The following is a 24,866-nucleotide window of genomic DNA, read 5'->3' as shown; positions in this document are numbered from 1 at the left end:
CAGATATCCAGCGGTTTGCCACGGATGTGAGCCCTGCTACTTCATCTCGCCAGAAGAGGGGCACGGCAGTGAATAGACCGGCGGGCAAGGGTGCATGGGTGGCGATCGCGGCGGTGGTGCTGGCGGTCGGCACGATCGGCTGGCGGCTGGTTTACGATCCCGATGCAAGCGAACCCGCCGCACAGGGGGCGAACGATCCGCTGGCAGCGCTCGAAGCGGATGCGAAGGCGAATCCGCGCAGTTCGGCCGGGTGGCAGCGGCTCGGCTTCGCCTATTTCGACGCGGGCCGCTTCGCCGAGGCGGCGGAGGCCTATTCCAAAGCCGCCCAGGCCGCACCCAAGAACGCCGTGCTGTGGTCGAGCCTGGGCGAGGCGCTGGTCATGGCAAGCGAGGACAACCCGATGCCGCCGCGGGCCCTGGCCGCCTTCCGCAAGGCTGCCGAGCTTGATCCGAAGGATCCGCGCGCGCGCTACTTCCTCGCGGTGAACCGTGACATCGGCGGCGACCACCAGGGCGCGATCGCCGACTGGCTCGCGCTGATGGCCGACACTCCTGCCGGCGCCCCGTGGGAGGCCGACCTCAAGCGCACGATCGAACAAGTCGGCAAAATCAACGATATCGAGGTCGCGGACCGCATCGCGGCAGCGACCGCCAAGCGGCCCGCCGCTGTGACTCATCCCGCTTTCGACGCAATTCCCGGCCCGAGCCAGGAGCAGCTTGCCGCGGCTGGCAGCATTCCGCCGGGTGAGCAGCGGGCGATGGCCGAAGGCATGGTCGCCAAGCTCGACGCAAAGCTCGCCGCCGATCCGGCGAACGTCGATGGCTGGATAATGCTGATGCGCAGCCGCAAGACGCTCGGCCAGGACGCGGCAGCAAGTGCCGCGCTCGAGAAAGCGGTTGCCGCCAACCCCGCGCGCAAGGCTGAGCTGGAGCAGGCCGCCAGCCAACTGGGCGTGCGGCGCTAGCCCATCCGGGCGTCAGGCTCCCTGGGGAGCCTCGCCCCCGAAACGACGTCCGGCCTTCGGGATCGCCGAACCGCGCACCGGCTTGACCGTGGGCGCGGCTGGCTGGTCCGGCCGGTCGATTGAACCGGTTTCCAGCAGCTGCTTGATCTCGTCGCCATTGAGCGTCTCGTACTCGAGCATCGCCTGGGCGAGCAGGTGGAGCTTGTCCTCCTGAGTCTTTAGGATTTCCGTCGCGCGGGCGTGCGCGCCTTCGACCAGCGCCTTGATCTCGGAATCGATCAGCTTGTTGGTCTCGGCCGAACCCATCGTGCGCGCCGTCTGGCCCATGCCGAGATAGCCTTCCTGGCTTTCCTCGTACTGCAGCGGACCGAGCTTGTCGCTCATGCCCCACTTGGTGACCATGTTGCGCGCCAGCTTGGTCGCGTACTGGATGTCCGAGCTCGCGCCGCTCGACACCTTGTCGTGCCCGAAGATGATTTCTTCCGCGACGCGTCCGCCCATGCTGACGGCGAGGTCGGCATGCATCTTGTCCCGGTGGTACGAATAGTTGTCGCGTTCGGGCAGGCGCATGACCATGCCCAGCGCCCGGCCGCGCGGAATGATCGTCGCCTTGTGGATCGGATCGGACGCCGGTTCGTGCATCGACACGAGCGCGTGGCCCGCCTCGTGATAGGCGGTCATCTTCTTCTCGTCGTCGGTCATGACCATGCTCCGGCGCTCGGAGCCCATCATGACCTTGTCCTTGGCGTCCTCGAACTCCTGCATCGCGACGAGGCGCTTGTTGCGGCGCGCGGCCAGCAGCGCCGCCTCGTTGACGAGGTTGGCAAGGTCCGCGCCCGAGAAGCCCGGCGTTCCGCGCGCGATCGTGCGCGGGTTGACGTCAGGCGCCAACGGCACCTTCTTCATGTGAACCGAGAGGATCTTCTCGCGGCCCTCGATGTCGGGGATCGGCACCACGACCTGGCGGTCGAAGCGGCCCGGGCGCAGCAGCGCCGGGTCGAGCACGTCGGGCCGGTTGGTCGCGGCGATGATGATGATGCCCTCGTTCGCCTCGAACCCGTCCATCTCGACGAGGAGTTGGTTCAGCGTCTGCTCGCGCTCGTCGTTCGAGTTGCCGAGGCCGTGGCCGCGGTGGCGGCCGACCGCGTCGATCTCGTCGATGAAGACGATGCACGGCGCATTCTTCTTCGCCTGCTCGAACATGTCGCGCACGCGGCTCGCGCCGACGCCGACGAACATCTCGACGAAGTCGGAGCCCGAGATGGTGAAGAACGGCACGCCGGCCTCACCCGCGATGGCGCGGGCCAGCAGGGTCTTGCCGGTACCGGGCGATCCGACCAGCAGCGCGCCTTTCGGAATCTGCCCGCCGAGCTTGGAGAAGCGGCTCGGATCGCGCAGGAACTCGACGATTTCCTCAAGCTCCTCGCGCGCCTCGTCGATGCCCGCGACATCGGCAAAGGTCACGCGGCCCTGCTTTTCGGTCAGCATCTTTGCCTTGGATTTACCGAAGCCCATCGCGCCGCCCGCACCGCCGCCCTTCTGCACCTGGCGCAGCGCGAAGAATGCAATCCCGAGGATGAGGATGAACGGCAGCGACTGGATCAGCAGGTAGAGGAATACGTTGGGCTGGTCGGCTTCCTTGCCCGAATAGGACACGCCGCCCGCATCGAGTACCTTGGTCAGCTCGGTGTCGCCAAAGACGGGCACCGTCGAGAACGTGTCGCCGTTCTTCATCGTGCCGGTGATCCGGTCCGGCGCGATCGACACGCTCTTGACGGTGCCGGCCGCCACGCGGTCCTTGAACTCGGAATAGCCGATGCCGGCGCCCGGCGCCTGTCCGGCCTGCCCGAACATCGAGACCACCAGCAGGAGGGCGAGGAATATCCCGCCCCACACCATCAGGCTCTTGATCCAGGGGTTGGGTCCGCCCGGACCTTGTCCCTGGGGATCCTTTTCGTCGTTCATGTGCCGCAATCCGCCTTTCGCCTGCGAATGTAGGCGCGCGGGGGTGAATGGCAAGATAACCGCCCTTCGTCCGGTGCGGTTAAGCGAACAGCCGGTCGACCAGCCAGTACGAGGCGGTGATCCCGATCCCGTATGCCGCCATTCTCACCGCGGGGGCGACCGCCGGGCGCCTTGCTCGCTCGAGAAGAGCGAGGAGGCCCAGCACGACAAGTACGACTCCGATCTGTCCCGCCTCCACGCCGAGATTGAACGCCAGCAGCGCGGCGGGCACTTCGCCATCGGGCAGGCCGATCTCGCGCAGCGCACCGGCAAAGCCGAAGCCGTGGACGAGGCCGAACGCGAAGGCGATCGCCCACGGATAACGCAGGGTCAGGCCCTTGCCATCGCGCGTAAGTTCCGCGGCGAGGAACACGATCGACAGCGCGATCAGCGCCTCCACCGGCGCCTGGGGCAGGCCGACCAGTCCCAGGGTCACTCCCGCAAGGGTCAGCGAGTGGGCCACGGTAAACGCCGTCACCGCCCTTGCCACCGCCCAGCCGCGCCGCACCAGCAGGACGAGCGCGATGACGAACAGCAGGTGATCCCACCCGCCAAGGATGTGGGTGAAGCCCAGCACTCCGTAAGTGCGCCAGACCTGCCACGCGGATGGCTTGCTCGCCAGCTCCACCGCGGGCTCCTGCGGCGTCAGGCGATAGCTCTGCACCCGCGCGTTCAGCGGGACGACGCGCAGGACCACATCGCCGCCCCCAAGTATCTCGGCATATCCCGCGCGGCCCCCGGCGAGAGGTCCCCGGCAGATGAGGTCCGCGCTGCCCACCAGCGCCAGGGCAGCCACCCGCCGGTGCGGGCCACTCGCGATCCGGCAATTGCCGGGAAACAGCGGGACCACCAGCCGTGGCTCGCCCGGAGTAGTCAGAGGCTGCTTCCACTCCAGCGTCCACTCTGCCGCGTTCCGCTGGCGCAACTCGACGAAGCCGGGACGCAGTTCGTCCGCCGATGCGGGTGCGGCGAGCAGCAGGAACAGCAGCGCGGCGAGCAGCCTCACTTGTCGATCCGCACCTTGTAGGCATCGCGAAGGGTCTTGTAAGCGACATCCTCGCGCTGACGGGCGGTTTCGGCGCGCCAGTCGTCTTCCACGCGGGCCCGTATGGCGGACAGCGGCGGCACCACACCCGGTTCCCGCGCCGTCAGGCGAACGAGGTGCCAGCCAAGGGCGCTCTCCACCGGACCCTGCCATTCCTTTCCGGGTCGCAGGCGCTCCAGCGCGCGCGTGAATTCCTCGCCCATTTCGGAAGACACGGTGGTGTGGCTCGCCTCTTCGAAGTGCACCGGCAACGACACCGGATCGCCGACTTTTTTCCAGTCCGCTCCGCCATCGATCAGGGTCCGCCCAACCACGGCGCGCGAGCGGCCGGTGAAATAAAGCTGGTCGAAGGTGAGCTTCATGTCCTGCGCGAAGCGGTCGGGGTGGGCCCGCAGCCAGCGGGCTAGCGTGGCATCATCGGGCGTCTGCGCATCCGCCGCGCTGGCGGCGATCACGTCCATCTTCTGCGCCAGCCGCTTGCGGATCACAGCGTCGCCTTCGTCGAGGCCCAGGCGCAGCGCCTCGCGGTAGAGAACTTCCTCTCGCACCCACCGCGCCACCAGCGCATCGAGCTCGGCGGCGGTCGGCGGGCGGCCCATCACTTCGGCGAAATTGACCGACAGGCGCGCCTGGTCCTCCCGCGTCAGATGGATCGTGCGGCTTGCCGGATCATCGGGCGGCACCCGCCACGCGAGCACCGCGAAAATCGCCAGCCCGAAGAAGAGGAAATGCACCAGCGGCTCGCGCAGGAGCGACCTCAGGGCGCTAGCGCGCTTCGCGCTGCTCGAGCGCGAGTGGTCCGTGGTCACGTCGTCGCGGGGCGCTTCTGCGGGATCAGCCATATCGGCGAAGAATAGGCGCGTTCCTGCGCCACTGCATCCTTCATCGCCTCTGGCGGCAGCTTGATGCGATAACGCAGCGCATCGAACAGCACCCAGCGCGGCGTGGGTATCTCGATTACCCGCGCATAATAGAATGCCGACTGGCCCGCCGCGTATTCGGGATCGCGCCACAAGGTGCGCAGCTGCCGCGCGCCGATGGTGTTGGTGTAGCTCGCCCGCGCGCGATCGACCGTGTTGCCCACCAGCGGCAGGCGTCCCCCTGTCATGCGGCGGGTTTCCGGATCGGACCAGGCGACATCGAATACTTTCTCGCGCGCCGCTCCGGAAGCATCGACCCAGCCCTTGACCACCTGCACGCGGTCGAGGTTCGCGCCCACCGGGTCCTTCAGGGCCTCGATCATGAACACTGGGGCCTTCCCGCTATCGGCCAGTTCGCCGCCCATCGGCACGCCGCGGGTGTAGCCGGCTTTCACCCAACCTTGTCCGGCGAAGTCCTGGGACGTGAAGTCGAACCCTCCGAACATCCGCACCGTCATCCGCGGGCCCGTGGTGGCATAGACCTCGCGCCGGCGCAGCGCGTCGAAGATCTCGGCGCGAGTGTTCGCCTTCGCCCACACCCCGGCGTAACCTCCGGCCAGGTAGTGGTATCCGAACCGGCCCTGGTCGGTGCCGAGGTTCTGCGGGCTGGCGGCGCGGGTCGGGCTCGGCTCGTTGCCGGTGTGCTTGCCGAAGAAGTTGTTCTCGTCGGCCGTTGCCAGGCCGGTGTGGCTGTCGGTGCCGCCGACCAGGCCGAAGCGATAGGGATTGGCCCCGGTGCGCGCCTCGATCGTCAGTCCGCGCTTCAGTGCCTCGCGCACGTAATTGCCGCCAAGCATGTCGGGCGTCGTGCGGCGGGTGAGCGGCAGGTTGCCCACTTCCCACCCCGCCACGCCGAAGCTGGCGAACTCGTCGTTGGGCGAGAGGAATTTGTGCGCCTCGCTGTCGCCCTTGATTTGCGTGGCCTCGACCACGGGTTCGTGCTTCGCGCGGCGACGGGCGTACTCGGCGGTCATCGGGCCTCCGCCCGGCATCGTCAGCTCGAACATCAGCCCGTTCGACAGGTTCGAATTGTGCGGGATCGCCAGCACATGTCCGCCAGTCTTCTTCTCGTAGGCGTCCATGTAGTCCCATAGCTCGTCGACTTCGCCGCCGAGGCCGGGGAATGGGCGCACCTTGCCGGTCTTCGCGCTGCCATCGCGGAATACGACAACCCGGTGGAGGTTGTTGCCATCGGGCATGAGCGTATACTCGAACCCGGCGAGAGCGGTGAACTTGCCCGGCTCGTTGAACCGGTCGATCGTGCGCAGGTGCTTCTGCCAGATCTCCTCGGTGGCTTCGGCCTGGCGCTGGGGATCGCGCAGCGCGGCAGGCAGCTTGCCATTGGCGGCGGCGGTGATCAGCTCTGCGACCGCGCGCTGCGATCCGCGCGGGCCCTCGTGCATCATGTCGTGCCAGCGCCGCAGAGTCTCGTCGCGGATCAGCATGCGTGGCGCGTCGTAGAGCCGCCGCGTCGCGCCCATCCCGTCCGAGTGGTCTGCGATGACGAGGAAATCGAGCGGCCGGTCGAGCTGCGCTGGGATGCCGGTGGTCGCGGTGACTCTCTCGCCACGCGCGAACCGCAGCGCTTCCTCGGGGCCGAGCCGGGTTCCGAAACCGAATGCGTCGATGGAGTTGTCGGTGTGGAGGTGCGTGTCGCCCCAGAACACTCGTTCGGGGTAAGCGGCGACCGGGACCGTGCCGGTACCGTCTCCGCTCGCCGCGGGGCTCGAGCCGCCGGTGCTCACGGTCATGTCGCAGGACGACAGGCTTGTCAGCAGCGCTGCCGCGCCGAGCAATTTCCAATAGGATCGCAAGCGGGCCCTCCCTCCCCTTTGCCGCGACCGATAGGCAACCTCTCCTGCTAGGGGCGCTTCGTCAAGCTGCCTGCTCGACAGGTTGGGCGATCAGGGTGCCCCCTTCACCGAAGCGGACCGCCGCGAGATTATCGGCGAGCGCGCAGCCGCCGGGAGGAACCGTCTCGCCGCCAAGCGTGACCGGCGCATCGACCGGGATCACCAGCAATGGCCGGTCATCGTAGCGCGCCATGGCCGCATCGCCGGGCGCGCCGTCGAGCCGATCGAGCCGGAAATGTGGTCCTTCCACCAACGAGACCTCTCCCCGCTTCGGCAGGTGCCGGCGCAGCGAGGCATCGTGCGGGCGCCCGTGTGCGACCGCCACCGCCTCGTCGAGGTGCAGCTCACGCGGGCGGCCGTAATCGTAGAGGCGATAAGTGATGTCGGAGTTCTGCTGCACTTCGATCAGCGACAACCCCGCTCCGATTGCGTGGACGGTGCCGGCGGTCAGGTATACGAAATCGCCCGGCTGCACATCGCGCCATTCGAGCATCTGCTCGATCGTCCCATCGAGCGCCGCCTTGCGCATTTCTCCGGGCGAAACCTCGTGCCGGAAGCCCACCCCAAGCTGTGCGCCGGGTTCGGCGGTGAGGACCAGCCAGCACTCCTCCTTGCCCCTGCTTCCGGCAGGCGCCTGCGCATCCGACGGGTGAACCTGGACCGAGAGCTTCTCGCTGGTGAAAAGGTATTTCACGAGCAGCTGCGGCAGTTCCGGAGGCGGCTCGAACCAGATCTCACCGATGCGCTCGCCCGCTGGCGCGGTGAATGGCGGCGGGAGCCGATCCTGCCCCCACGGCTTGGCGACCGATTTCGTGGTCAGCAGGCGGCTCACCGGGCGATGCTCATTGGTTTGCTGCCGCCGAGAGCTTGCCGACGAGTTGCGCGCCGGCGGCACTGGTGACGAGCACGTCATCGCCGTCGACCACGACGATCACGTCGTCCAGCCCGATCACCGACACGCGCTTGCCATCGGTTTCGACCAGGACGTTGCGGCATTCCACCAGTTCGGCGGGACCGGAGACGCGATTGCCGTTCTCGTCCGCGGGGCGCGCGTCGCGCAGCGCTTCCCAGTTGCCGATGTCGGACCAGCCCATGTCTGCGGGCACGACCGCCGCGCGGTCGGTGTTCTCCATCACCGCGTAATCGACCGACTCGCCCGCGATGCGGGAGAAAGGCTCCGCCGCCGGGTGAAACTCCTGGCCCACGTAGCGGCCGCCCGCGACGGCCTTGCGCACGGCTTCGGCCATCGCGGGCCGGTGCCGTTCGAGCTCGTCCATGAACGCGCCGGCCCGGAAGGCGAAGATCCCGCCGTTCCAGGCGTGGCCGCCTTCGGAGAGGAAGCGCTCCGCCGTTGCGCGGTCGGGCTTCTCGACGAAGCGGGCGACGCGATGGCCGCCGGGTATCTCGTCACCGATGCGGATATAGCCGTAGCCCGTCTCGGGCCGGTCGGCGGCAATGCCGAAAGCGACCATCCAGTCCTGCGCGGCGAGCTTCGCCGCGGCACGCGCGGCGGCGGTGAAGCTGCCCGGATCGGCGATATGATGATCGCTCGGGCACACCAGCATGATCGAGTCCACCGGCAGCAGCGCGGCGGCAAGGCCGATCGCGGGCGCGGTGTTCTTTGCTTCGGGCTCGACGATGATGGTGGCGGTTTCCCCCGCCTGCTCGGCGATGTGCGGCAGGTGCACGGCGCCGGCGACGATCACCGGCTCCGCGAAGTCCTCGCGGTCGAGCCAGCGGTCGAGCGTTGCCTCGAACAGGGTGCGCTCGCCGACCAGCGGCAGGAAGGGCTTGGGCTTGGCCTTGCGGCTGCGCGGCCACAGGCGCGTACCGCTGCCGCCGCAGAGGATGACGGGGTGAATGGTGGGTTCGGTCATGACTGCCCCTCCAACGCGCGTGTCATACCATCAGTTGCAGCAGATCGTCGATTTTTACAGTCGCGAAACCGACCGAGCTGTCGGAGATGCCGTACGGGATGAACAACCGGTCCTCCACCTTCAGTCCCCCGCAAGTATAGACCACGTTGGGGACGTATCCCGACCGGTCGGCGTTCTCGGCGGTGAGGATCGGTTCCTTCGTGCGGCCGATCACCTTCGACGGATCATCGAGGTCGAGCAGCGCGCAGCCAAGCGCGTACTTGCGCATCGCGCCGACCCCGTGGGTGATCAGCAGCCACCCGTGCTCGGTCAGGATCGGGCTGCCGCAATTGCCGATCTGGATGAATTCCCACGGGAACTTGGGCTCCATCAGCAGGACGCCCTCGCTGTCCCACCGGTCGATCCGGCGCGAGCGCAGGAGGTAGAGGTTCTTCCCGTCCTGCCGCCCGACCATCGTGTAGTAACCGCCGCACTTGCGCGGGAACAGCGCCATCCCCTTGTTGCGCGCGGCGCGCCCCTCGATCGGTTCGAGCAGGAAGCGGCTGAAGTCCTTCGTGCGCAACAATTCGGACCGGATCGTTTGGCCGGAATAAGCGGTGTAGGTACCGATCCATTCGTATTCGCGCTGGCCGTTCTGGCCGTGCTCGAAACGCACCAGCCGCAAGTCCTCCAGCCCGTTGCGCTGCTGTTCGGTGATCGGGAAGATGACCGTGTTCGACAGCGACGATTCGTGGTGCCGGTGCACCGTTACCGAGCTGTCGGAATCCGACATGCTGGCATCGTCGAGTTCGACCGAGGTGGCGAATGCGCTCTGGGGCCACAATTCGAACTGTCCCTCGGGATGGGCGATGCCCTCGCGGAAGACGATCGAGCTGATGTGCCCTTCGCCCACCGCGCGCAGGCTCATCACGAAGCGGACCGCGCCCCCGGTGCAACCCGACTGGTCCGGGTGCGGCACGATCGACGGGTTCATCAGCGCCGCCGCCGAGTAGGTATACTCGTGGCAAAAATAAGCGCCGATGAGCTTGCGCCGCGTGGACGAGAAATCGCGGTCGCCCAGGCCCAGCGAATGCTCGAGCTCGCTGTAGCGCTCCTTGAACATCGCCTCGGTCTGCCAGTGGCGTTCCTTGAAGTCGGCGAGCACCTTGCGGTACTCCTCGCGAACGCGGTTCTCGCTCATCGCGGCGACGTCCTCGACCAGCCGCGCCGCGCGGCTGCTCTGCGCGTGCGATGCTTGCCAGCCGAGGTGGAAGGGACGCAGCACGACCCGCGAAGGATCGGCGTGCAGCCGCGTATCAAGTATATGCAAGGGGCCGTTGGCCGTCCCTGTTTCGATCTTCAACCCGCATCCCCGAAGGTGTCTTCGCCGAATCCGCGGCGATATCGGGCGCGAGCGCTAGCATGGAATAATGGCCCAACTGAAACGCCAGAATCGATTCTGCACCGCAATTCTCGTTGGCTCCGCGCGGAGTGATCCCGTCGCGGCACCGCCCCGTCGCAAGGTCGGCCAGCACCACGCCGCGATCGTTGGCGCCGAAGAACCAGCGCCAGGCCGCGGTTCCGTGCACGCGCCACTGCTCGTCACCCGTCGCTCGCCACGCGCTGAGCGCCGCTTCGATTGCCGCCTGCGCCTCCAGCGGCTGCTGGTCGAACGGCATCTGCGCGTACTCTCGTCCGAAGGTTTCCGATCCGATCGGGCGGAAATGCCCGGGCGCGGCCGTCTGGCGTTCCGCGATCCAGGCCAGCGTTTCAAGACCGAGCGCGGTCCACTCCGGCCGGCCGAGCGTTTGCCCCGCTTCGATCAGCGCCTGCGGCAAGCGCGGGTTGTCGTAGCCCAGCACCGCCTCGAACCATGCCCAGTCGGGGCGTCGCGCCCCGCCCAGCAGCCGCTCCAGCACGTCGGCGCCGGCTGCCAGGGCATCGGCCGAAGGCGAATGCGGACGGGCACGGAGCATGGCCGCCGCGCCGAGCATGACGAAAGCTATCGTGCGCGGGCTTCCCGAACGGGCGATCGAGGGCAGTGCAGTATCGTAAAGCCGGTTAGCCCACGCCCGAATGTCGGCATCGGGGCTGTCCAGCGCCGTGCGCCCCAGCGCCCAGATCGCGCGGCCGTTGGAATCTTCCGACCCTTGCTCCTCGCACCACCCGCGATCGAACCGCATGAAATTGCGGAACGCCTGCACGTCCGGGTTCCAGGCGTCCTGGATGAACGAGGCGTAGGTCATCGACAGGGACTGGCGCTCCCGCGGGTCGAGTCCCTCGGCCAGGTTGACCAGCATCAGGGCGCGCACGTTGTCGTCCAGGCAATAGCCGTGCTGGCGGTCGGGAACGATCCCGATCGAGTGCTGGAACATGCCGGTCCGGTCGCTCATCGTTCGCACCGCGTGGAACGAAGGGCGTACCCGCGGCGCGGGCTGGGCGGAGCGGGCGACCGCGTGATCTATCAGCGATGCCGACGCCGCGGCGAAGCGGGGCCAGATCGTCTCCCGCCCCCGTGCATAGGCCCGGGCCTTCATCGCGGCGAGTTCGATCGGGTCGTCGAGCAGGCGGCACACCGCATTGGCGATCGCCTCGGTCGAGCCGGGTTCGATCAGGATGCCGACACCGTCCGCCAGCAACTCGCGCGCATGGACGTAGGGTGTCGAGATGACCGCCTTGCCCAACGCCACGGCGTAGCTGAGCGTGCCGCTGGTCGATTGCTGTAGGCCGGGATACGGGGTGAGATAGATATCGCACGCTTCGAGCTGGTCGAGCAGCTCGTCCGTCTCGACGAAACTTTCGTCCCACTCGATGGCATCCGCCACCCCGAGGCGCTCGGCGCAGGCCTTGAGCCCTTCACGGTAGCTTTCACCGTCGCGGGCGACGAGCTTGGGGTGAGTCGCGCCGACGATGCGGTACAACACTTCCGGATGCCGTTCGCGGATCGCCGGCAGCGCCTCGATCACGCGCTCGATGCCCTTGCCGGGGCCAAGGAGGCCAAACGTCGTCAGCACGGCACGCCCCGACAGGCCGCGACGCGCCTTGAATTCTTCCTCGCGCCCGAACGGACGGTCCGGAGCGCCGTGCTCGATCACCTCGACCGACGGCGCGGGCGCATTGTAGTTGGCGATCAGCAAATCGCGCGAGCGGCGCGACATGACCATGATGCGCGAGGCACGCTCGACCAGGTGTTCGAGGATGCGGCGCTGGTTGGCCGACGGTTCGGTCAGAACCGTGTGGCACGTGACGATGAGCGGCGCGGCGATGCGGTCTATGAAATCGCACACCATCGCGCCGTCGTCGCCCCCGAAGATGCCGAATTCGTGCTGCAGCCATACGGCATCGACCGCGCTCGCATTGATCGCGTCGGCGGCACGTGCGTAGTCGCCCGGGTCCGCCCGGTCGATCGTGCCTGTTACGCCCTCGTAGTCCAACCGGTCGTCAGCGTCGTCGAGCGCCCAAACTTCCACCCCGATTTCCGGGCGAAACCGGGCAAGCTGCTCGGTCAGGTCGGCAGTGAAGGTCGCGATGCCGCACTTGCGCGGGACATAGTTGCCCACCAGCGCTACCCGCCGCGCGGGGCGGGTCGAAGCAAAACTGATCAGTTCGCTTTCGGCTGCCGTCCGTTCCTGGGAGAAAGCGAAGGCATCGGCACGTCTGGCGTCCACTGAGGCGATCCCCTTGATGAAACTGGAATGAGACGCGGGGTTAACGACCGGGCAGGCATGTAGTTCCGCTGCGGCGCACAACACCGGCGCGGATTGTCGGCCGGATAGAACGACTCAAACCGTTCTTAACATATACGTATTTTCCGCAGTGCGAGAGTTATGCTGCACTTGCGAAGCTCAGAACCAGCGCTGCCGCCAGTAAAATGGCGCGGGGACAGGGTTGCCCGCCGAATCCGTCGCGGGCTTGAACCGCAGGCGCTGTTCGACCAGCCGGCAGGTGATCGCGTCCGCTTCGGGATCGGGGCTCGGGCGAAACACGATGCAGTTCGAAGCCCGTCCATCGACGCCCACGGTTACCTTGACCACCACTTCCGTGCCGATGCGCGCCTCTCGACCGCCCGGAGGGGTGGGGTAGTCGCGCGCGTTGTTGATGGCTCCGCCGATCCACTCGGGCCGGGTCGCGATCCCACCTCCCTGTCCGCTGCCGCCGTTCCCGCTGCCGGTGCCGCTGCCGGTTCCGCCAGCCCCGGTCCCAGTGCCGCTGTCCTTCGCGCCCGAATTGTCGGCCGAGCCGGTGGAGCTCGCCCGCGGGGCCGGCGGCGCGGGCTTGACGACGACCTTGGGCTTGGGAGCGACCACCGCCCTGGGCACGGCCTTGCGCCCTTCCTCCCCTGCCGCGCCGCTATCGGGCTCCGGTTCGGGCTCGGGAGGCGGCGTGAACTGCTTCGTCTCGACCGTGACGGTGAAAGTGGAGAGGACCGCGCGTTCGACCGAAGCGGTCGCCTGCGGGGCAAAGGCCCTGGCGAGCGCGTAGATGGCGATCGCGTGCAGCAGGACGATCGCCGCCAGCGCCAGCGGACGCGGCCGGCGCGATGCGGTGGTGAATGTGGCCTGCGTCGTCATGCCGCCCAGAAACGAGGAGCGGCAGGTACGCGTTCCGGCGCCAGACAAACGAACGGCGGCACTCCGGTTGGAGCGCCGCCGCCGTTTGTTATTTCGGTCGGAAGAATCAGAAGTCGTAGCTGATCCCGACCTTCAGGCGCCAGATCGACGAGCTGGCGTTGATGCCGTTGTCCGCCGCGATGCTGTCGGCTCCGTTGAAACCGGTGATGATGTAACGGCCCTGTGCGTCCACGCCGCTGGTGCTGGCGACATCCTGCAGGCCGGCGAAGTTGCGGCGGTGCTGGATGTTCCAGTCGTCGTCGAGGAAGTTCAGGAAGTTGTCCATCGTGGCGTAGAGCTTGATCTTGTCCTCGCGCCCGAAGAACCGGCCCGGGCCCGGGATTTCCTGCGAGAACGACAGGTCCATGTCGTAGTACCAGTCGTTCGAGCAGGTGTTGCGCGCGATCGTCTGGCCCGCAAAATCCTTGGCACAGCCGTAGGACGCAGCCCACGCAGCCAGGTCGCGCACCGCGTTCATGTTCGAGCTCGGCGAGATGTTCGCGTCGTCAACGCCGGTGGGGATGTAGGCCAGCGCGTTGTCGTTGCCCGAAACGCTGTCGTTGAACACGCCGCCGCCGGCGAAGGTCAGGCTGTACGGCCGGCCCGAACGCGCCACAAACGTGATGCCAAGACGGGTCGACAGATCGCTGATGAACTCCTCGCGGAAAGCCAGGCGCGCCGCGATGTTGTGCTTGGTCGAGTAGAAGCCACGCGATTCAGCAGGGTTCTGGCGGTCGAATGCGGCCGTGTAGTCGTAGTTCGAGCCCGCGGTGGAGTTGTACATGTTCCGCCGGTCATGGGCGTCGGTGTACGAATAGCCGATGTTGAAATCGACGTTACCGCCTTGGGTGAATACACCGCCGTCGAACGTCTTCGACAGGATCACCGAAGCGACGTGGCTGTCGAAGCCCCTCGCATTGGTCAACTGCAGTTCGTCGTCACGGCTGGTGTTGAAGCAGGCCGCGGTCACGTTCTGGTACACCGGTGCCGGATTCAGGTCGACCAGGGTCGCCGTGCAGCCCGCGGCGGTCGGATCGATCGAGCGGTAGATCGGCCGCCCGTCGATGGTGTAGCCGCCCACGCCCTTGGTAGGATCGGGGATCTGCGCCAGGTCGACCAGCGTCAGCGGGTTGCGATAGCGGCTGTAGATGTAGTCGAGGTTGAGGTTCCAGTTGCTGAAGAACCCGCTCGGCGCGAAATCGAGCCCCGACTGGAAGCCGACGTTGGCGCGGAGCACCGACGGTTGCTTGATGTTCGGGCTGACCGACTGCGTGTCACCCAGGCCGCGCGCGGCCGAAGCCGAGGCCGACTGCTGGAAGCAGGTTGGCACGCCGGTGAACTGGCCGTTCACGACCACGTCGATCCGGCCGGTGCCGCAGGCGGCATCCTGCGTCGTCCCCTGCGCGAAGCCGCGGCCGTCGTTCTGGAACGCGTTGCCGAACCACACAACGGGGTCGCCGCCCGAGAACACACCCACGCCGGCGCGCAGCTTGGGACGGGTGAACACCGCGAAGTCGTCTGCGTCGTAGGTCAGCGCAAGACGCGGCATGACCAGCGGGTCGAGATTGCTGAAGCCGATCGAATTGGTGAAGCCGTACCGGCGCGCGAACTCGGGGTTATGCGCCGGGTGGCCGCCGTCGTACCAGTCGACGCGCACGCCCATGACGGCGCTGAGCTGGTCGGTGACCTGCCAGTCGTCCTGAGCGAACACCGAGTAAATCGTGCGGGTGAACGCAGCGGCTGCGTCGTTGACGTCGCCGGTGGCGGAGAAGTTGCCGAACGCGCCTTCGGTTTCGCCACTCACGACGCGGTTCGGGCGCGTGTCGGTCTGATTGTTGCCCGTCCCGCGCGACAGCAGGCCGTTGCGCAGGTCATTGACGTTCTCGAACACCAGCGTGCCAGTCGCGTTCTGGACGAACAGGTTGAACAGGTCGGCGGTGTTCATCTCGCCGCCGAACTTGAAGGTGTGGTTGCCCGCGTTAAGCGTGGCGGCCGCACGATACTGGTCGATGGTCGAGCGCAGGTCGTTGGCCGAGCGCGAGTTACCCGGGCCGGCAAGCACGGTGCCGTCGATGCCGGACGGGTTGTCGATGCCGACGATGATGCGCGGGATCGGGTTGTCCGACTGCGCTTCACCGCCGCCGATCGGGTCCTGCAGGTCCTGCACCTTCGAGCGCGAGTAACGCAGCTCGGTCGAGAAGTTGTCGGTCCAGTTCGAGTACAGACGACCCGAGTAGTAGTCCGACTTGGTGCCGCTGGTCAGGAACGTATTGCGTCCCACGGCCTGCGGCGAAGTGCCGGTGAACAGATCGTCCGGACGGGTCGAGCCTTCCTCGAGCCGCTGATAGGTCGCCTCGAAGCGGTGGTTGTCGGTGATCTGCAGGTCCGCACGGGCGAAGTAGCGATCGTTCGAGAACGGACGGCTGGTGACCAGCGGGCCGGTGTCGATGCCGTAGACCGACTTCAGGACTTCGCTGATCTCGTTGAACTGCTGGACAGTGATGCCCGTCTGCTCGTTCGGGTAACCGGCGCCGACCGGACCGTCGTCCTGCGACTGGCCCGCTTCCTGGTGCTCGTAGGCGCCGAACAGGAACAGGCGGTCCTTGATGACCGGCCCGCCGGCCCACACGCCCCAGCGCTTCTCGGGCTCGATCGGAGCGACCGGCTCGCCCTGGAAGGTCTTCGAGCGCATCCCGTTGTCGGAGTATTCGAAGAAGCCGCCGAAGTGGTACTCGTTGGTGCCCGAGCGGGTCACCACGTTGATCGCGCAGCCGGTGAAGTTGCCGTAATCGACGTCGAACGGCGCGAACTGCACCTGTGTCTCGCGCACCGCGTCGTAGGGAATGGGGGTCGACGAACGCGACGAGAAGCCGGTGTCGTTGAGGCCGTAGACGTCGCCCTGGGCGATGCCGTCGACGGTGAAGGCGTTGCCGCGGTCGTTGCCGCCGAGGCACGAGATGCGGTCCTGGCCCGAGCCGCCATCGTCGCGGTCGAGGCTGACGCGCGGGTCGATGCGGATGATGTCGCGCACGTCGCGGTTGAAGCTCGGTGCGTTCTGCAGGACTTCGGTGGTGAAGCTGGTGCCGGGGCCGACCGCCAGCTGGGTGACCTGCACGCGGCTGCCGGTGACGACGATCTCGCCCGCGCCCGACGACAGCGCGAAGGTGAGGCCGGTGTTGCCCTGGAGGGTCGTCTGGATGTCGCTGACCGTCTGGCCTTCGAAGCCCGCCGCGTTGGCCGACACGGTGTAAGGACCACCGGTGACGAGGCCGGTGGCCGAGAACGTGCCGTTCGCGCCGGTGGTGATGGTGCGGGTCGCGCCGGTGCGGGTATCGGTGATCGTCACCGTCGCGCCGGGCAGCGGGTTGCCGTCGGCATCGGTGACCGTGCCTTCGATACCGGTGGTGATCTGCTGCGCGGCGGCGGGTGCCGGCAAGATGGCGGCGGCGGACAGGCTGACGACGCTGGCAGCCAGCAGATACTTGATCTTCATGTTATGGCGATCCCTTGGATTCGACGTGACGAAGGAGGCGGGGGCCCGATAGGAACTTCCCCGCTGCGCCAAAAGCGCCTTCTGTTAGGCGGCTGTGACAAACGCGCGCTCGAGGCGGCCAATCAACGCTTGGCGGAGCTAACGCACTGATTTGCCAGTGTATTTTTATGTTGCCGCATTGCAACATTATTTCAAAAAGTGTTGTTCGCCCCTCCGGGCGACGCTTTAGCGGGAACGAATCAGGCCAGATTGATCTCGCGCAGGCGCTGCTGGAGGAACTCGTGGCTTGAGATCGGAGCGGGGTGATCTTCCGGATGCGCGGGGTCGATGCAGCCCGGCAGCGTCTCGATCATGAAGTCGGGCCGGAAGTGGAGGAAGAACGGCATCGAATAGCGTGAACGGTATGCCGCCTCCCCGCGCGGGTTGACCACGCGGTGCTGGGTCGAGCGCAGCCGGTGATTGGTCAGCCGGTCGAGCATGTCGCCGATGTTCACCACCAGCGCGCCTTCCGGCACGTCGATCGCCTGCCATTGCCCCTGCGCGTTGAGCAGCTCGAGCCCCGCCTCTTCGGCTCCCAGCAGCAGCGTGATCGTGTTGATATCGCCATGCGCGGCGGCGCGGATCGCGCCCTCGGCGTGCGGCCCGTCGAGCGGCGGGTAATGCAGCAGCCGCATCACCGAGTTGCCGTCCTCAACCGTCGCCTTGAAGTAGTCGCGCTCCAGCCCGAGGTGCAGCGCGATCGCCTCCAGCACCCGCTCGCCCGCCTTCTCGAACGCGGCGTAGAGAGCGGTGAAGGTCTCGCGGAAGCCTTGGACTTCGGTCGGCCAGACGTTGTCGGCCATGTACTCGGCCAACGGGTGACCGGCGGGCAGCTCTCGCCCGACGTGCCAGAATTCCTTCAGGTCATGGACCTCGGCGTCCTTGGCCCGCTCGACCCCGAACGGGGTGTAGCCGCGCGCACCCCCGCCGCCTTGGATCTTGTAGGCCTTCTTGGTTTCTTCCGGCAGCGCGAAGAACCGCTTCGACAGCGCCTCGGCCTGCGCGATCAGGTCCGCCGGGATGCCGTGGTCGCGGATGACGGCGAAGCCGTATTCGCGGAAGCTGCGGCCCAGCTCGTCGGCGACTTCATCGAGCGGACGGGCAATCGAAACGGATGCGATCTCGGACATGGGAGGTGCGACTCTCAGAAGGGAAGGAACAGGCCGGCCAGCGCGGCGCTCATCAGGTTGGACAGCGACCCGGCGGCCAGCGCCTTGATGCCCAGCCGGGCGATCACCGGGCGCTGGTTGGGCGCAAGCCCGCCCGTCACCGCCATCTGGATCGCGATCGACGAGAAATTGGCGAACCCGCACAATGCAAAGGTCACGATCGCGCGGCTGCGGTCGGAAAGGTGCGCGGCGTCCATCTGGCCAAGGTCGATGAAAGCGACGAATTCATTGAGCACCATCTTGGTGCCGAACAGCCCCCCGGCGACCGGCGCCTGCTCCCACGGAACGCCGATCAGGAACATGACCGGCGCGAACAGCGCGCCGAGCGCGGCCTGGAAGCTCCAGTTTTCGAATCCGAACAGGCCGCCGACCCAACCGAGGATACCGTTGGCGAGCGCCACCAGCGCGACGAACGCCAGCACCATCGCGCCCACCGCGACCGCCAGCTTGACCCCGGTCTGCGCGCCCTGCGCCGCGGCCTCGATCACGTTGGCGGGCTTCTGCCCTTCCTCGAAGGTCTCGGCGAGCTCGACTTCGTGCGGCTTGCCGCCCTCGACCAGCGCGGCCGGCCCTTCGGCGCTGATCCGCGCGTCCGGCAGCTCGATCCGCCCATCCGCGTCGGGAACGGGCTCCACCACATTGGGCATGATGATCTTGGCCATCAGGATGCCGCCCGGCGCCGACATGAACGCCGCGGCGAGCAGGAACGGCAGATACCTTTCCCCGAGCAGCCCGGCATAGGCGGCAAGGATGGTTCCCGCGACACCCGCCATGCCGACAGTCATCAGGGTGAAGACCTGACTCGGATTGAGGCTCGCGAGGTAAGGCCGCACGACCAGCGGGCTTTCGCTCTGGCCGACGAAGATGTTGGCCGCCGCGCCCAGCGATTCGACGCGGCTGATGCCGGTCACCCAGCCGATCGCCCCGCCCACCCAGCGCACCACGCGCTGCATGATGCCGAGGTGATAGAGGATCGAAACCAGCGCGGCGAAGAACACGATCACCGGCAGCGCGCCAAGCGCGAAGGTGTTCTTGAGCGGATTGTCCGCCCCGAACAGGAATGCGGTGCCCTCGTTGGCATAGCTCAGAAGCGCGGCGACCCCATTCGACATCCCATGGATCGCCGCCACGCCCCACGGCGTGCGCAGGACGATGAACGCGATCAGCGCCTGTAACGCGAACGCCGCGCCGACCACCCGCAGGCGGATGCGCCGCTTGGCGTTCGAGAGGACGAAGGCGATTCCGAGGATCGCTACAATCCCGATGAGGCTGGTGAGGACTGGAGGCATCGCGCCCCCCGTTAGCGGGATGTGGTTTTGTAGGAAACTGGATTCACATCGCTTCCGGCGGGCAAGTGAACTCCACTGCTTACCCGCGGTGGCCTGCGTCCCGTTGTAAGGCGGCGGCGAGGACGGATGGATTTATCGTGACCGTGCGTGTGCTGCCTACTCCGCGCACGTAAATCACGGTTGCGATCCTGAGATAGACAGTCCTCTCGTTCCCTTCGATGACCTCTTCGTCGGTGTCGACGTCATAGGTGCCGGGAGGAAGCGGAGCGTCCAGTTCCGGAAGCATGAGCGGTCCGGAGAAAGTTACCTGGGAGCGCGTAGTGCGGATCATCACAATTCCCAGTTGAGGCGCATCACATTGGACCCTGCGGCCAATCAAAAGCGACCGATCAGGAGTTCTTCAAACTTTCAAGGCCCTTGATCGACCCCGACTTCTGCGTGGGTTGCGAGGCGTTCGTTTTCGGCTTCTCCGCCTTCGTCTTGCGAATCTCGCGATTGGATTTCTTCTGGCCCTTGGCCATGTCCGTTCTCCTGTCACAAAGGCGGCGCCGCTGAAAAGAGCGGCGGCGGCTCAACGCCGCAGGTCAGGCGTCTGCGTGTCCGCGGTCCGGATTTTCATTGTCCACCCCGTTGAGATTGTCAGTGGCGTGGCCGACACCGGCTTCGGACGCCGAACTTCCCGCATAGCTGCCGTAAATGATTGTTGGTGGTGCAGAAGGGTTCTGGGCGATCGACTCTGCATACGAGACCGTTCGCAGCTGCCTGATTCTATCGGCGTATTCCGCGATCCGGCCGAAGTGATCGTCGTCGCTCGACGCGTTTGCCTTCATCACTTCAAGTTGATGAGCGTACAGCAGTTCGTTGAGGTCCATCTTCGATTCCATTGATTTGCATTAGCGCGGGCTCGATGGCCCGCCGCGGCACGCTAGCCTGCCTGCGCCTCGGCCTGTTCGCGGTGGCTGAGCTGGCGACGGAGATTGATCGCTCTAGGCTGGCCCCCGTCGACGGCAACCAGCAGTCCGAAACTGTATCGTTGAAATGGCCGCGGATCGGGAAAGAACTCCGGCTGATCCGCGGATTTGAAAACCACGGCCTCGCCGCCTTGATCGGGCCTCAGCATCCCTGCACGGCGGCCGCGATCGTACGAAATGACGGTCCCGAGATGCGTCATTGCGCAGCGACCACATCGTCGATCCGAGCGCCACCGGACGCCAGATCCTGCATTGCGGTCAGCACCCTGGCTTGGCCGGCTGTGCTCGCGGTCGCGATCGCCAGCGGGCGGCCGCCGAGATCGGCAAACTCGCTGTTCAAGAACGAAATCGCGCCATCCTTGCCCAACAGCTCGAACGCCATACGGGTGATGTTGCCCTGTCGGGCTGCCTGATCGCTCGGAATGGGTGACGACCACTTGCGCCGGCGCCAATGCGAAGCGGGGGAACTGATCTTTTCCTCAGTCATGCGGGATAACCTTCTTCAAAGTTTGCGGGCCCGCTCAACTGACCAGCCAGTAAATCATCACCACCATGGCGATGAGAGGAACAAACAGGCCGACGTAATTTGGACCGGCGTTCTGGCGCGGGTTCACAGGACCTCGCGCTCGAGCTTCGTCATTCGCCGAGCTTGCGCGATGGCATCGGTCAAGTTCGTGTATTGGAACCCACCGACCGAATAGGTTTCGGTCAGATGGCGAACGACGCCGAGCGACCCCGCAAGCGTCTCCGCCACGAGGCTGCCGCCTTCGTTCTCCCAGGATTCGGAAGTGAGTCCGGTTGCGCCTTGGCGCGGCTGAACCTGAGACATCGCACTGCTCCCTTGCTGCAAGCGGGAGCTCTCTTGTCTCTCAGTCGAGGGCGCTCACGAACTGGGTTGCCGCATCGATGCACCTGAAGTGGGGTGTTACAAGGCTCATTACAAGGTGGCCGACCCCGCACAGTGGTTTCCCCGCCGGTGATGAGAACAGTGAAGCTCACAGGCCCGCTTTTCTTTTGCGCACGGCGGTGCCAATCCTCCCGCGCATGAACGACCCCATCACCGCCGCCGCGCCGGCCGTCCCCCGCTCCCTGTTCGTCTATGCGATTATCTACGGCGGCATGACCGTGCTCGCCGGGATGCTCGGCAACAAGCAGGTCGCGCTCGGCCCGCTGGCGGTGGAGGCGGGAATCTTCGCGTTCCTGATGCTGGTCGTGCTGTCGAGCACGGTGGCGCAGGTCCACGGGCGCAAGGCCGCCGACCGGCTGGTGTTCTGGGGCTTCTTGCCCCTCGCGCTGTCAATCGCACTGATCTTCGTCGTGCTGCAACTGCCCGCTTCGCCCGACATGCCGCCCGACCGGCTGAATGCCTTCCAGCTGATGATGGGCAGCACCCCGCGGATCATGGCGGCGGGCCCGGTGGCATACGGCGTGTCGCTGTTCCTCAACGTGTGGCTGTTCTCCGCCTTGCGCGGCAAGAGCGAGGATAGCGGCGGCGCGTTCATGCTGGTGCGCGGCGCGGTTGCCTCGGCGCTGAGCCAGGTGGTCGATACGCTGATCTTCATCACGCTGGCGTTCTATGGCGAGTTCCCTATTCGCGACCTGCTGGTGGGACAGATGCTGGCCAAGGTGACGCTGTCGATCGTGCTGGTCCCGCCGCTGATCGCGCTTGGCGTGGCCATCGCCCGCCGGCTCGACCGCGCGCCCTCCTGAGCTGACCGCCTTGGCCGCGCCGATTTCCTTCGACGCGGCGCTGGCACTGATCGGCGAAGTCGCGCCGCTTGGCTGCGAGACCGTTCCGCTCGCCGACGCTGCCGGGCGCACGCTCGCTGCCGACCTGATCGCACGCGGCCAAGCGCCCCGCTCGGCAGTTTCGACGATGGACGGATATGCCGTGGTCGACGCCGCGACCGAGCCGGGCGAATGGCTCGAAGTGATCGGCGAATCGCGCGCCGGCGCCTGGTGGCGCGGTACCGTCGGGCCGGGACAGGCGGTGCGCGTGTTCACCGGCGCGGGCGTTCCGGAGGGCGCGACGCGGGTGATCATCCAGGAGCATGCGGAGCGGGACGGCGCACGGGTGCGCTTCACGCCCGCCTACGGCCCGGCGACCTACATCCGCGCGGCGGGCAGCGACTTCGCCGCCGAGGCGATGGTGCTGCCCGCCGGTACGCGGCTGACCCCGCGCATCCTGGTCGCAGCGGGGGCGGCCGACCGGGCGGAGGTGACCGTCGGCCGGATTCCCCGCGTCGCGATCCTTGCGACCGGCGACGAACTCGCCGCGCCCGGCGAGGCGCATGCCTGGCCCGATGCGATCCCGGAGACCATCGGCCTCGGCGTGGCCGCGCTGGCGCAGAGCGCGGGGGCCGAAATCGTCGTGCGGGCGATCTGCCCCGACGACCTCGCGCGCCTGACCGCGCTGGCGGGCGAGCTGCTGGAAAGAAGCAACCTGGTGGTGGTGACCGGCGGTGCCTCGGTCGGCGAGCGCGATTTCGCCAAGGCCAGCTTCGCCGCGCACGCGCTGGCGCTGGCGTTCGAGAAGGTCGCGATCAAGCCGGGCAGGCCGGTGTGGTTCGGCCGCTGCGCAGACGCCCTTGTGCTCGGCCTGCCGGGCAACCCGACTTCGGCGCTGGTCACCGCCGCGCTGTTCCTGCGCCCGCTGCTCGCGCGGCTGCAGGGTGGTGATGCCGCGCACCAATGGCGCACCCTTCCGCTCGCCGCCTCGCTGCCGGCGGCCGACGAGCGCGAGACCTTTGTCCGGGCGCGGTGGGACGATGCGGGGCTAGTTCCGCTCGGCAATCAGGACAGCGGCGCGCAAAGTCCGCTTACCCAAGCCGACTGGCTGATCCGCTGCCCCGCCCACCAGCCCGCGCTGGCGGCGCGGACGATGGTGTCCGCGCTGGCGTTCTAGGTCTTGAGCTTCATCGTCGGCGAAAGCTCGGCGGTCGGCAGCACGATCTCGATCAGCGCCGCCTCGCCCGATGCCCGCGCCGCTTCGAACGCCGGCGTGAAGTCCTCGGTCTGCTCAACCCGCCAGCCGGCGATGCCGTAGCTCTGCGCCAGCGCGGCGAAGTCCGGATTGACCAGCTCGGTGCCGACCACGTGGCCGGGATAGCGCCGCTCCTGGTGCATGCGGATGGTGCCGTAGGCGCCGTTGTTCACTACCACCACGATCACCGGCACCCGGTGGCGGACGATCGTGGCAAGCTCGGTGCTCGCCATCATGAAGCAGCCGTCGCCGGCGAAGCATACCACCGGGCGGTCGGGATGCGCGATCCCGGCGGCGATGGCCGCCGGCAGGCCATAGCCCATCGCCCCGCTGGTCGGAGCGAGCTGCGTTCCGGCGCGCTTGTAGCGGAAGAACCGGTGCAGCCAGATCGCGTAGTTGCCCGCGCCGTTGGTGAGAATCGCGTTTTCGGGGAGATTGTCGCTTAGCCAGCCGACAATGCTCGCCATGTCGACCGGCCCGACGCTTGCGGGCGGCTGCTGCCACGCCTCGTAATCGCCACGCGCGGACTTGCGCCACTGGTCCCATCGGGGCGAGGCACCGGCAACGGCGGAAGCGGCTGCCCGCGCGAAGGCCTTGGGATCGCACGCGATTGCCAGCGTCGGTTGATAGACCCGGCCCAGCTCGCTCGCCTCGGGGTGGACGTGCACCAGCTTCGGCCCCGGCGCCGGCGCATCGAGGTTGGTGTAACCGTCGGTGACGATCTCGCCCAGTCGCGTGCCGACCGCGATGATCAGGTCCGCTTCACGCCAGCGCGCCTTGAGCTTCGGATTAATGCCGAGCGCCGACTCGCCGACGTAGTTCGGGTGGCGGTTGTCGAACAGGTCCTGCCGGCGGAAGCCGCAGGTGACCGGCAGGCCGGTCGCTTCGACGAAGCGGGTGAGGTCGGCCAGCCCCGCCTCGCTCCACTGCGAACCGCCGAGCACCAGCAGCGGGCGTTCGGCGGTGTTCAGCAGCTCGATCAAGCGCTTCATTGACGCGTCATCGGGTATGGCGGTCCAGTGCTCGGCTTCGCGCCCGGCGGCCGGCGCCTGGACCTCCTCGCTCAGCATGTCTTCCGGCAGGGCAATCACGACCGGTCCTGGCCGCCCACCCAGAGCGGTCGCGTAAGCCCTTGAAACGAATTCCGGAATGCGGGCCGCGTCGTCGATCTGGCAGGCCCACTTGGCAAGATCGCCGAAAGTCGCGGGATAATCGACTTCCTGGAATGCCCCCCGTCCGATCTGGTCGCGCGGAACCTGGCCGACGAACAGGATCATCGGCGTGCTATCGTGTTTTGCGGTGTGAATTCCGATACTTGCGTGGCAGGCGCCAGGCCCGCGCGTCACGAAGCAGATGCCCGGCCGACCGGTAAGCTTGCCCCAGGCCTCCGCCATGTTGGCCGCCCCGGCCTCATGCCGACAGACCACCAGCCGGATCGCGTCTCCCGCCTCGTAGATTGCGTCGAGCGCAGCGAGATAGCTCTCCCCCGGCACGCAGAACACGGTGTCCACTCCCCGCGCGATCAGCTCGCGGACGAGTATCTGTCCACCGGTCATGCAGCCGCCAGCCGCCTGCGTCTTCGCCATGTCGTTGCCCTGCCCGATCGGTCGTTGCGTTTGTCGGGCCGCCTAACAACGGATCGCGCGTTATTCAAACGGGGGCTGCCGGT

The 24,866-nt window shown here is 67.0% G+C and carries 22 protein-coding genes; 3 read left to right on the top strand and 19 right to left on the bottom strand.

Annotation, left to right across the window (positions count from 1 at the left end):
- Nucleotides 1-68 precede the first annotated feature (68 nt).
- A complete protein-coding gene (locus IEW58_RS01315) occupies nucleotides 69-965 on the top strand; it encodes a tetratricopeptide repeat protein (protein WP_229658374.1) in 897 nt (298 codons plus the stop codon).
- A 12-nt stretch (nucleotides 966-977) separates the two neighbouring features.
- On the opposite strand, the gene ftsH is transcribed toward IEW58_RS01315, so the two are convergent.
- The 18 genes from ftsH to IEW58_RS01235 form a co-directional block, all read right to left on the bottom strand.
- Nucleotides 978-2,930: an ATP-dependent zinc metalloprotease FtsH gene (gene ftsH / locus IEW58_RS01310; protein WP_188643484.1), complete on the bottom strand. Its 1,953-nt coding sequence runs from the start codon at nucleotides 2,928-2,930 to the stop codon at nucleotides 978-980.
- 79 nt (nucleotides 2,931-3,009) lie between these two features.
- Nucleotides 3,010-3,975 carry a HupE/UreJ family protein gene (locus IEW58_RS01305; protein ID WP_229658373.1) on the bottom strand — a complete coding sequence of 322 codons (966 nt, stop codon included), beginning with the start codon at nucleotides 3,973-3,975 and terminating at the stop codon, nucleotides 3,010-3,012.
- Complete coding sequence (locus IEW58_RS13785; RefSeq protein WP_229658372.1) at nucleotides 3,972-4,856, bottom strand: peptidylprolyl isomerase; 885 nt, start codon at nucleotides 4,854-4,856, stop codon at nucleotides 3,972-3,974. Before IEW58_RS13785 ends, IEW58_RS01305 begins: the two co-directional genes overlap by 4 nt.
- On the bottom strand, nucleotides 4,820-6,748 hold the full coding sequence (locus IEW58_RS01300; RefSeq protein ID WP_229658371.1) for a DUF3604 domain-containing protein: 1,929 nt from the start codon (nucleotides 6,746-6,748) through the stop codon (nucleotides 4,820-4,822). The genes IEW58_RS13785 and IEW58_RS01300 overlap by 37 nt, the downstream gene beginning before the upstream one ends.
- Before the next feature lie 61 nt (nucleotides 6,749-6,809).
- On the bottom strand, nucleotides 6,810-7,619 hold the full coding sequence (locus tag IEW58_RS01295) for a class I mannose-6-phosphate isomerase (protein WP_188643482.1): 810 nt from the start codon (nucleotides 7,617-7,619) through the stop codon (nucleotides 6,810-6,812).
- Nucleotides 7,620-7,629: 10 nt separating this feature from the next.
- Nucleotides 7,630-8,664, bottom strand: coding sequence for a mannose-1-phosphate guanylyltransferase (locus tag IEW58_RS01290; RefSeq protein WP_188643481.1), 1,035 nt, complete (start codon nucleotides 8,662-8,664; stop codon nucleotides 7,630-7,632).
- Nucleotides 8,665-8,686: 22 nt separating this feature from the next.
- The gene (locus IEW58_RS01285; RefSeq protein ID WP_308419244.1) at nucleotides 8,687-9,928 is read right to left on the bottom strand and encodes a glycoside hydrolase family 130 protein; all 1,242 of its coding nucleotides are present in this window, start codon (nucleotides 9,926-9,928) and stop codon (nucleotides 8,687-8,689) included.
- Nucleotides 9,929-9,959: 31 nt separating this feature from the next.
- Entirely contained in the window at nucleotides 9,960-12,311 is a 2,352-nt protein-coding gene (locus IEW58_RS01280; protein ID WP_188643480.1) for a glycosyltransferase family 4 protein, read from the bottom strand.
- 177 nt (nucleotides 12,312-12,488) lie between these two features.
- Nucleotides 12,489-13,214, bottom strand: a complete 726-nt coding sequence (locus tag IEW58_RS01275) for an energy transducer TonB (protein WP_188643479.1) — start codon at nucleotides 13,212-13,214, stop codon at nucleotides 12,489-12,491.
- A gap of 106 nt (nucleotides 13,215-13,320) precedes the next feature.
- The gene (locus tag IEW58_RS01270) at nucleotides 13,321-16,746 is read right to left on the bottom strand and encodes a TonB-dependent receptor (protein ID WP_188643478.1); all 3,426 of its coding nucleotides are present in this window, start codon (nucleotides 16,744-16,746) and stop codon (nucleotides 13,321-13,323) included.
- Between the two features lie 239 nt (nucleotides 16,747-16,985).
- Nucleotides 16,986-17,915 carry an isopenicillin N synthase family dioxygenase gene (locus tag IEW58_RS01265; RefSeq protein WP_188643477.1) on the bottom strand — a complete coding sequence of 310 codons (930 nt, stop codon included), beginning with the start codon at nucleotides 17,913-17,915 and terminating at the stop codon, nucleotides 16,986-16,988.
- A gap of 14 nt (nucleotides 17,916-17,929) precedes the next feature.
- A complete protein-coding gene (locus IEW58_RS01260; RefSeq protein ID WP_188643476.1) occupies nucleotides 17,930-19,243 on the bottom strand; it encodes a NupC/NupG family nucleoside CNT transporter in 1,314 nt (437 codons plus the stop codon).
- A gap of 79 nt (nucleotides 19,244-19,322) precedes the next feature.
- A complete protein-coding gene (locus tag IEW58_RS01255) occupies nucleotides 19,323-19,574 on the bottom strand; it encodes a hypothetical protein (protein WP_188643475.1) in 252 nt (83 codons plus the stop codon).
- A 58-nt stretch (nucleotides 19,575-19,632) separates the two neighbouring features.
- Entirely contained in the window at nucleotides 19,633-19,764 is a 132-nt protein-coding gene (locus IEW58_RS13920; protein ID WP_268237093.1) for a hypothetical protein, read from the bottom strand.
- Nucleotides 19,765-19,827: 63 nt separating this feature from the next.
- Entirely contained in the window at nucleotides 19,828-20,115 is a 288-nt protein-coding gene (locus IEW58_RS01250) for a hypothetical protein (protein ID WP_188643474.1), read from the bottom strand.
- 53 nt (nucleotides 20,116-20,168) lie between these two features.
- Nucleotides 20,169-20,333, bottom strand: coding sequence for a hypothetical protein (locus IEW58_RS01245; protein WP_188643473.1), 165 nt, complete (start codon nucleotides 20,331-20,333; stop codon nucleotides 20,169-20,171).
- Nucleotides 20,334-20,410: 77 nt separating this feature from the next.
- Nucleotides 20,411-20,701, bottom strand: coding sequence for a hypothetical protein (locus tag IEW58_RS01240; protein WP_188643472.1), 291 nt, complete (start codon nucleotides 20,699-20,701; stop codon nucleotides 20,411-20,413).
- A gap of 123 nt (nucleotides 20,702-20,824) precedes the next feature.
- Nucleotides 20,825-21,043, bottom strand: a complete 219-nt coding sequence (locus tag IEW58_RS01235) for a hypothetical protein (protein WP_188643471.1) — start codon at nucleotides 21,041-21,043, stop codon at nucleotides 20,825-20,827.
- 215 nt (nucleotides 21,044-21,258) lie between these two features.
- Here IEW58_RS01235 and IEW58_RS01230 point away from each other — a divergent pair, with 215 nt between their 5' ends.
- Entirely contained in the window at nucleotides 21,259-21,924 is a 666-nt protein-coding gene (locus IEW58_RS01230; RefSeq protein ID WP_188643470.1) for a queuosine precursor transporter, read from the top strand.
- A 10-nt stretch (nucleotides 21,925-21,934) separates the two neighbouring features.
- Nucleotides 21,935-23,119 (top strand): molybdopterin molybdotransferase MoeA, encoded by a 1,185-nt coding sequence (locus tag IEW58_RS01225; RefSeq protein ID WP_229658370.1) that lies wholly within the window; start codon nucleotides 21,935-21,937, stop codon nucleotides 23,117-23,119.
- On the opposite strand, the gene IEW58_RS01220 is transcribed toward IEW58_RS01225, so the two are convergent.
- On the bottom strand, nucleotides 23,116-24,783 hold the full coding sequence (locus IEW58_RS01220; RefSeq protein WP_229658369.1) for a thiamine pyrophosphate-binding protein: 1,668 nt from the start codon (nucleotides 24,781-24,783) through the stop codon (nucleotides 23,116-23,118). The two genes, IEW58_RS01225 and IEW58_RS01220, sit on opposite strands and share 4 nt — an antisense overlap.
- Nucleotides 24,784-24,866 lie beyond the last annotated feature (83 nt).

It is taken from the genome of Tsuneonella deserti (assembly GCF_014644315.1).
Classification (GTDB): Bacteria; Pseudomonadota; Alphaproteobacteria; order Sphingomonadales; family Sphingomonadaceae; genus Tsuneonella; species Tsuneonella deserti.
This window is presented reverse-complemented; position numbering and strand designations above follow the sequence as displayed.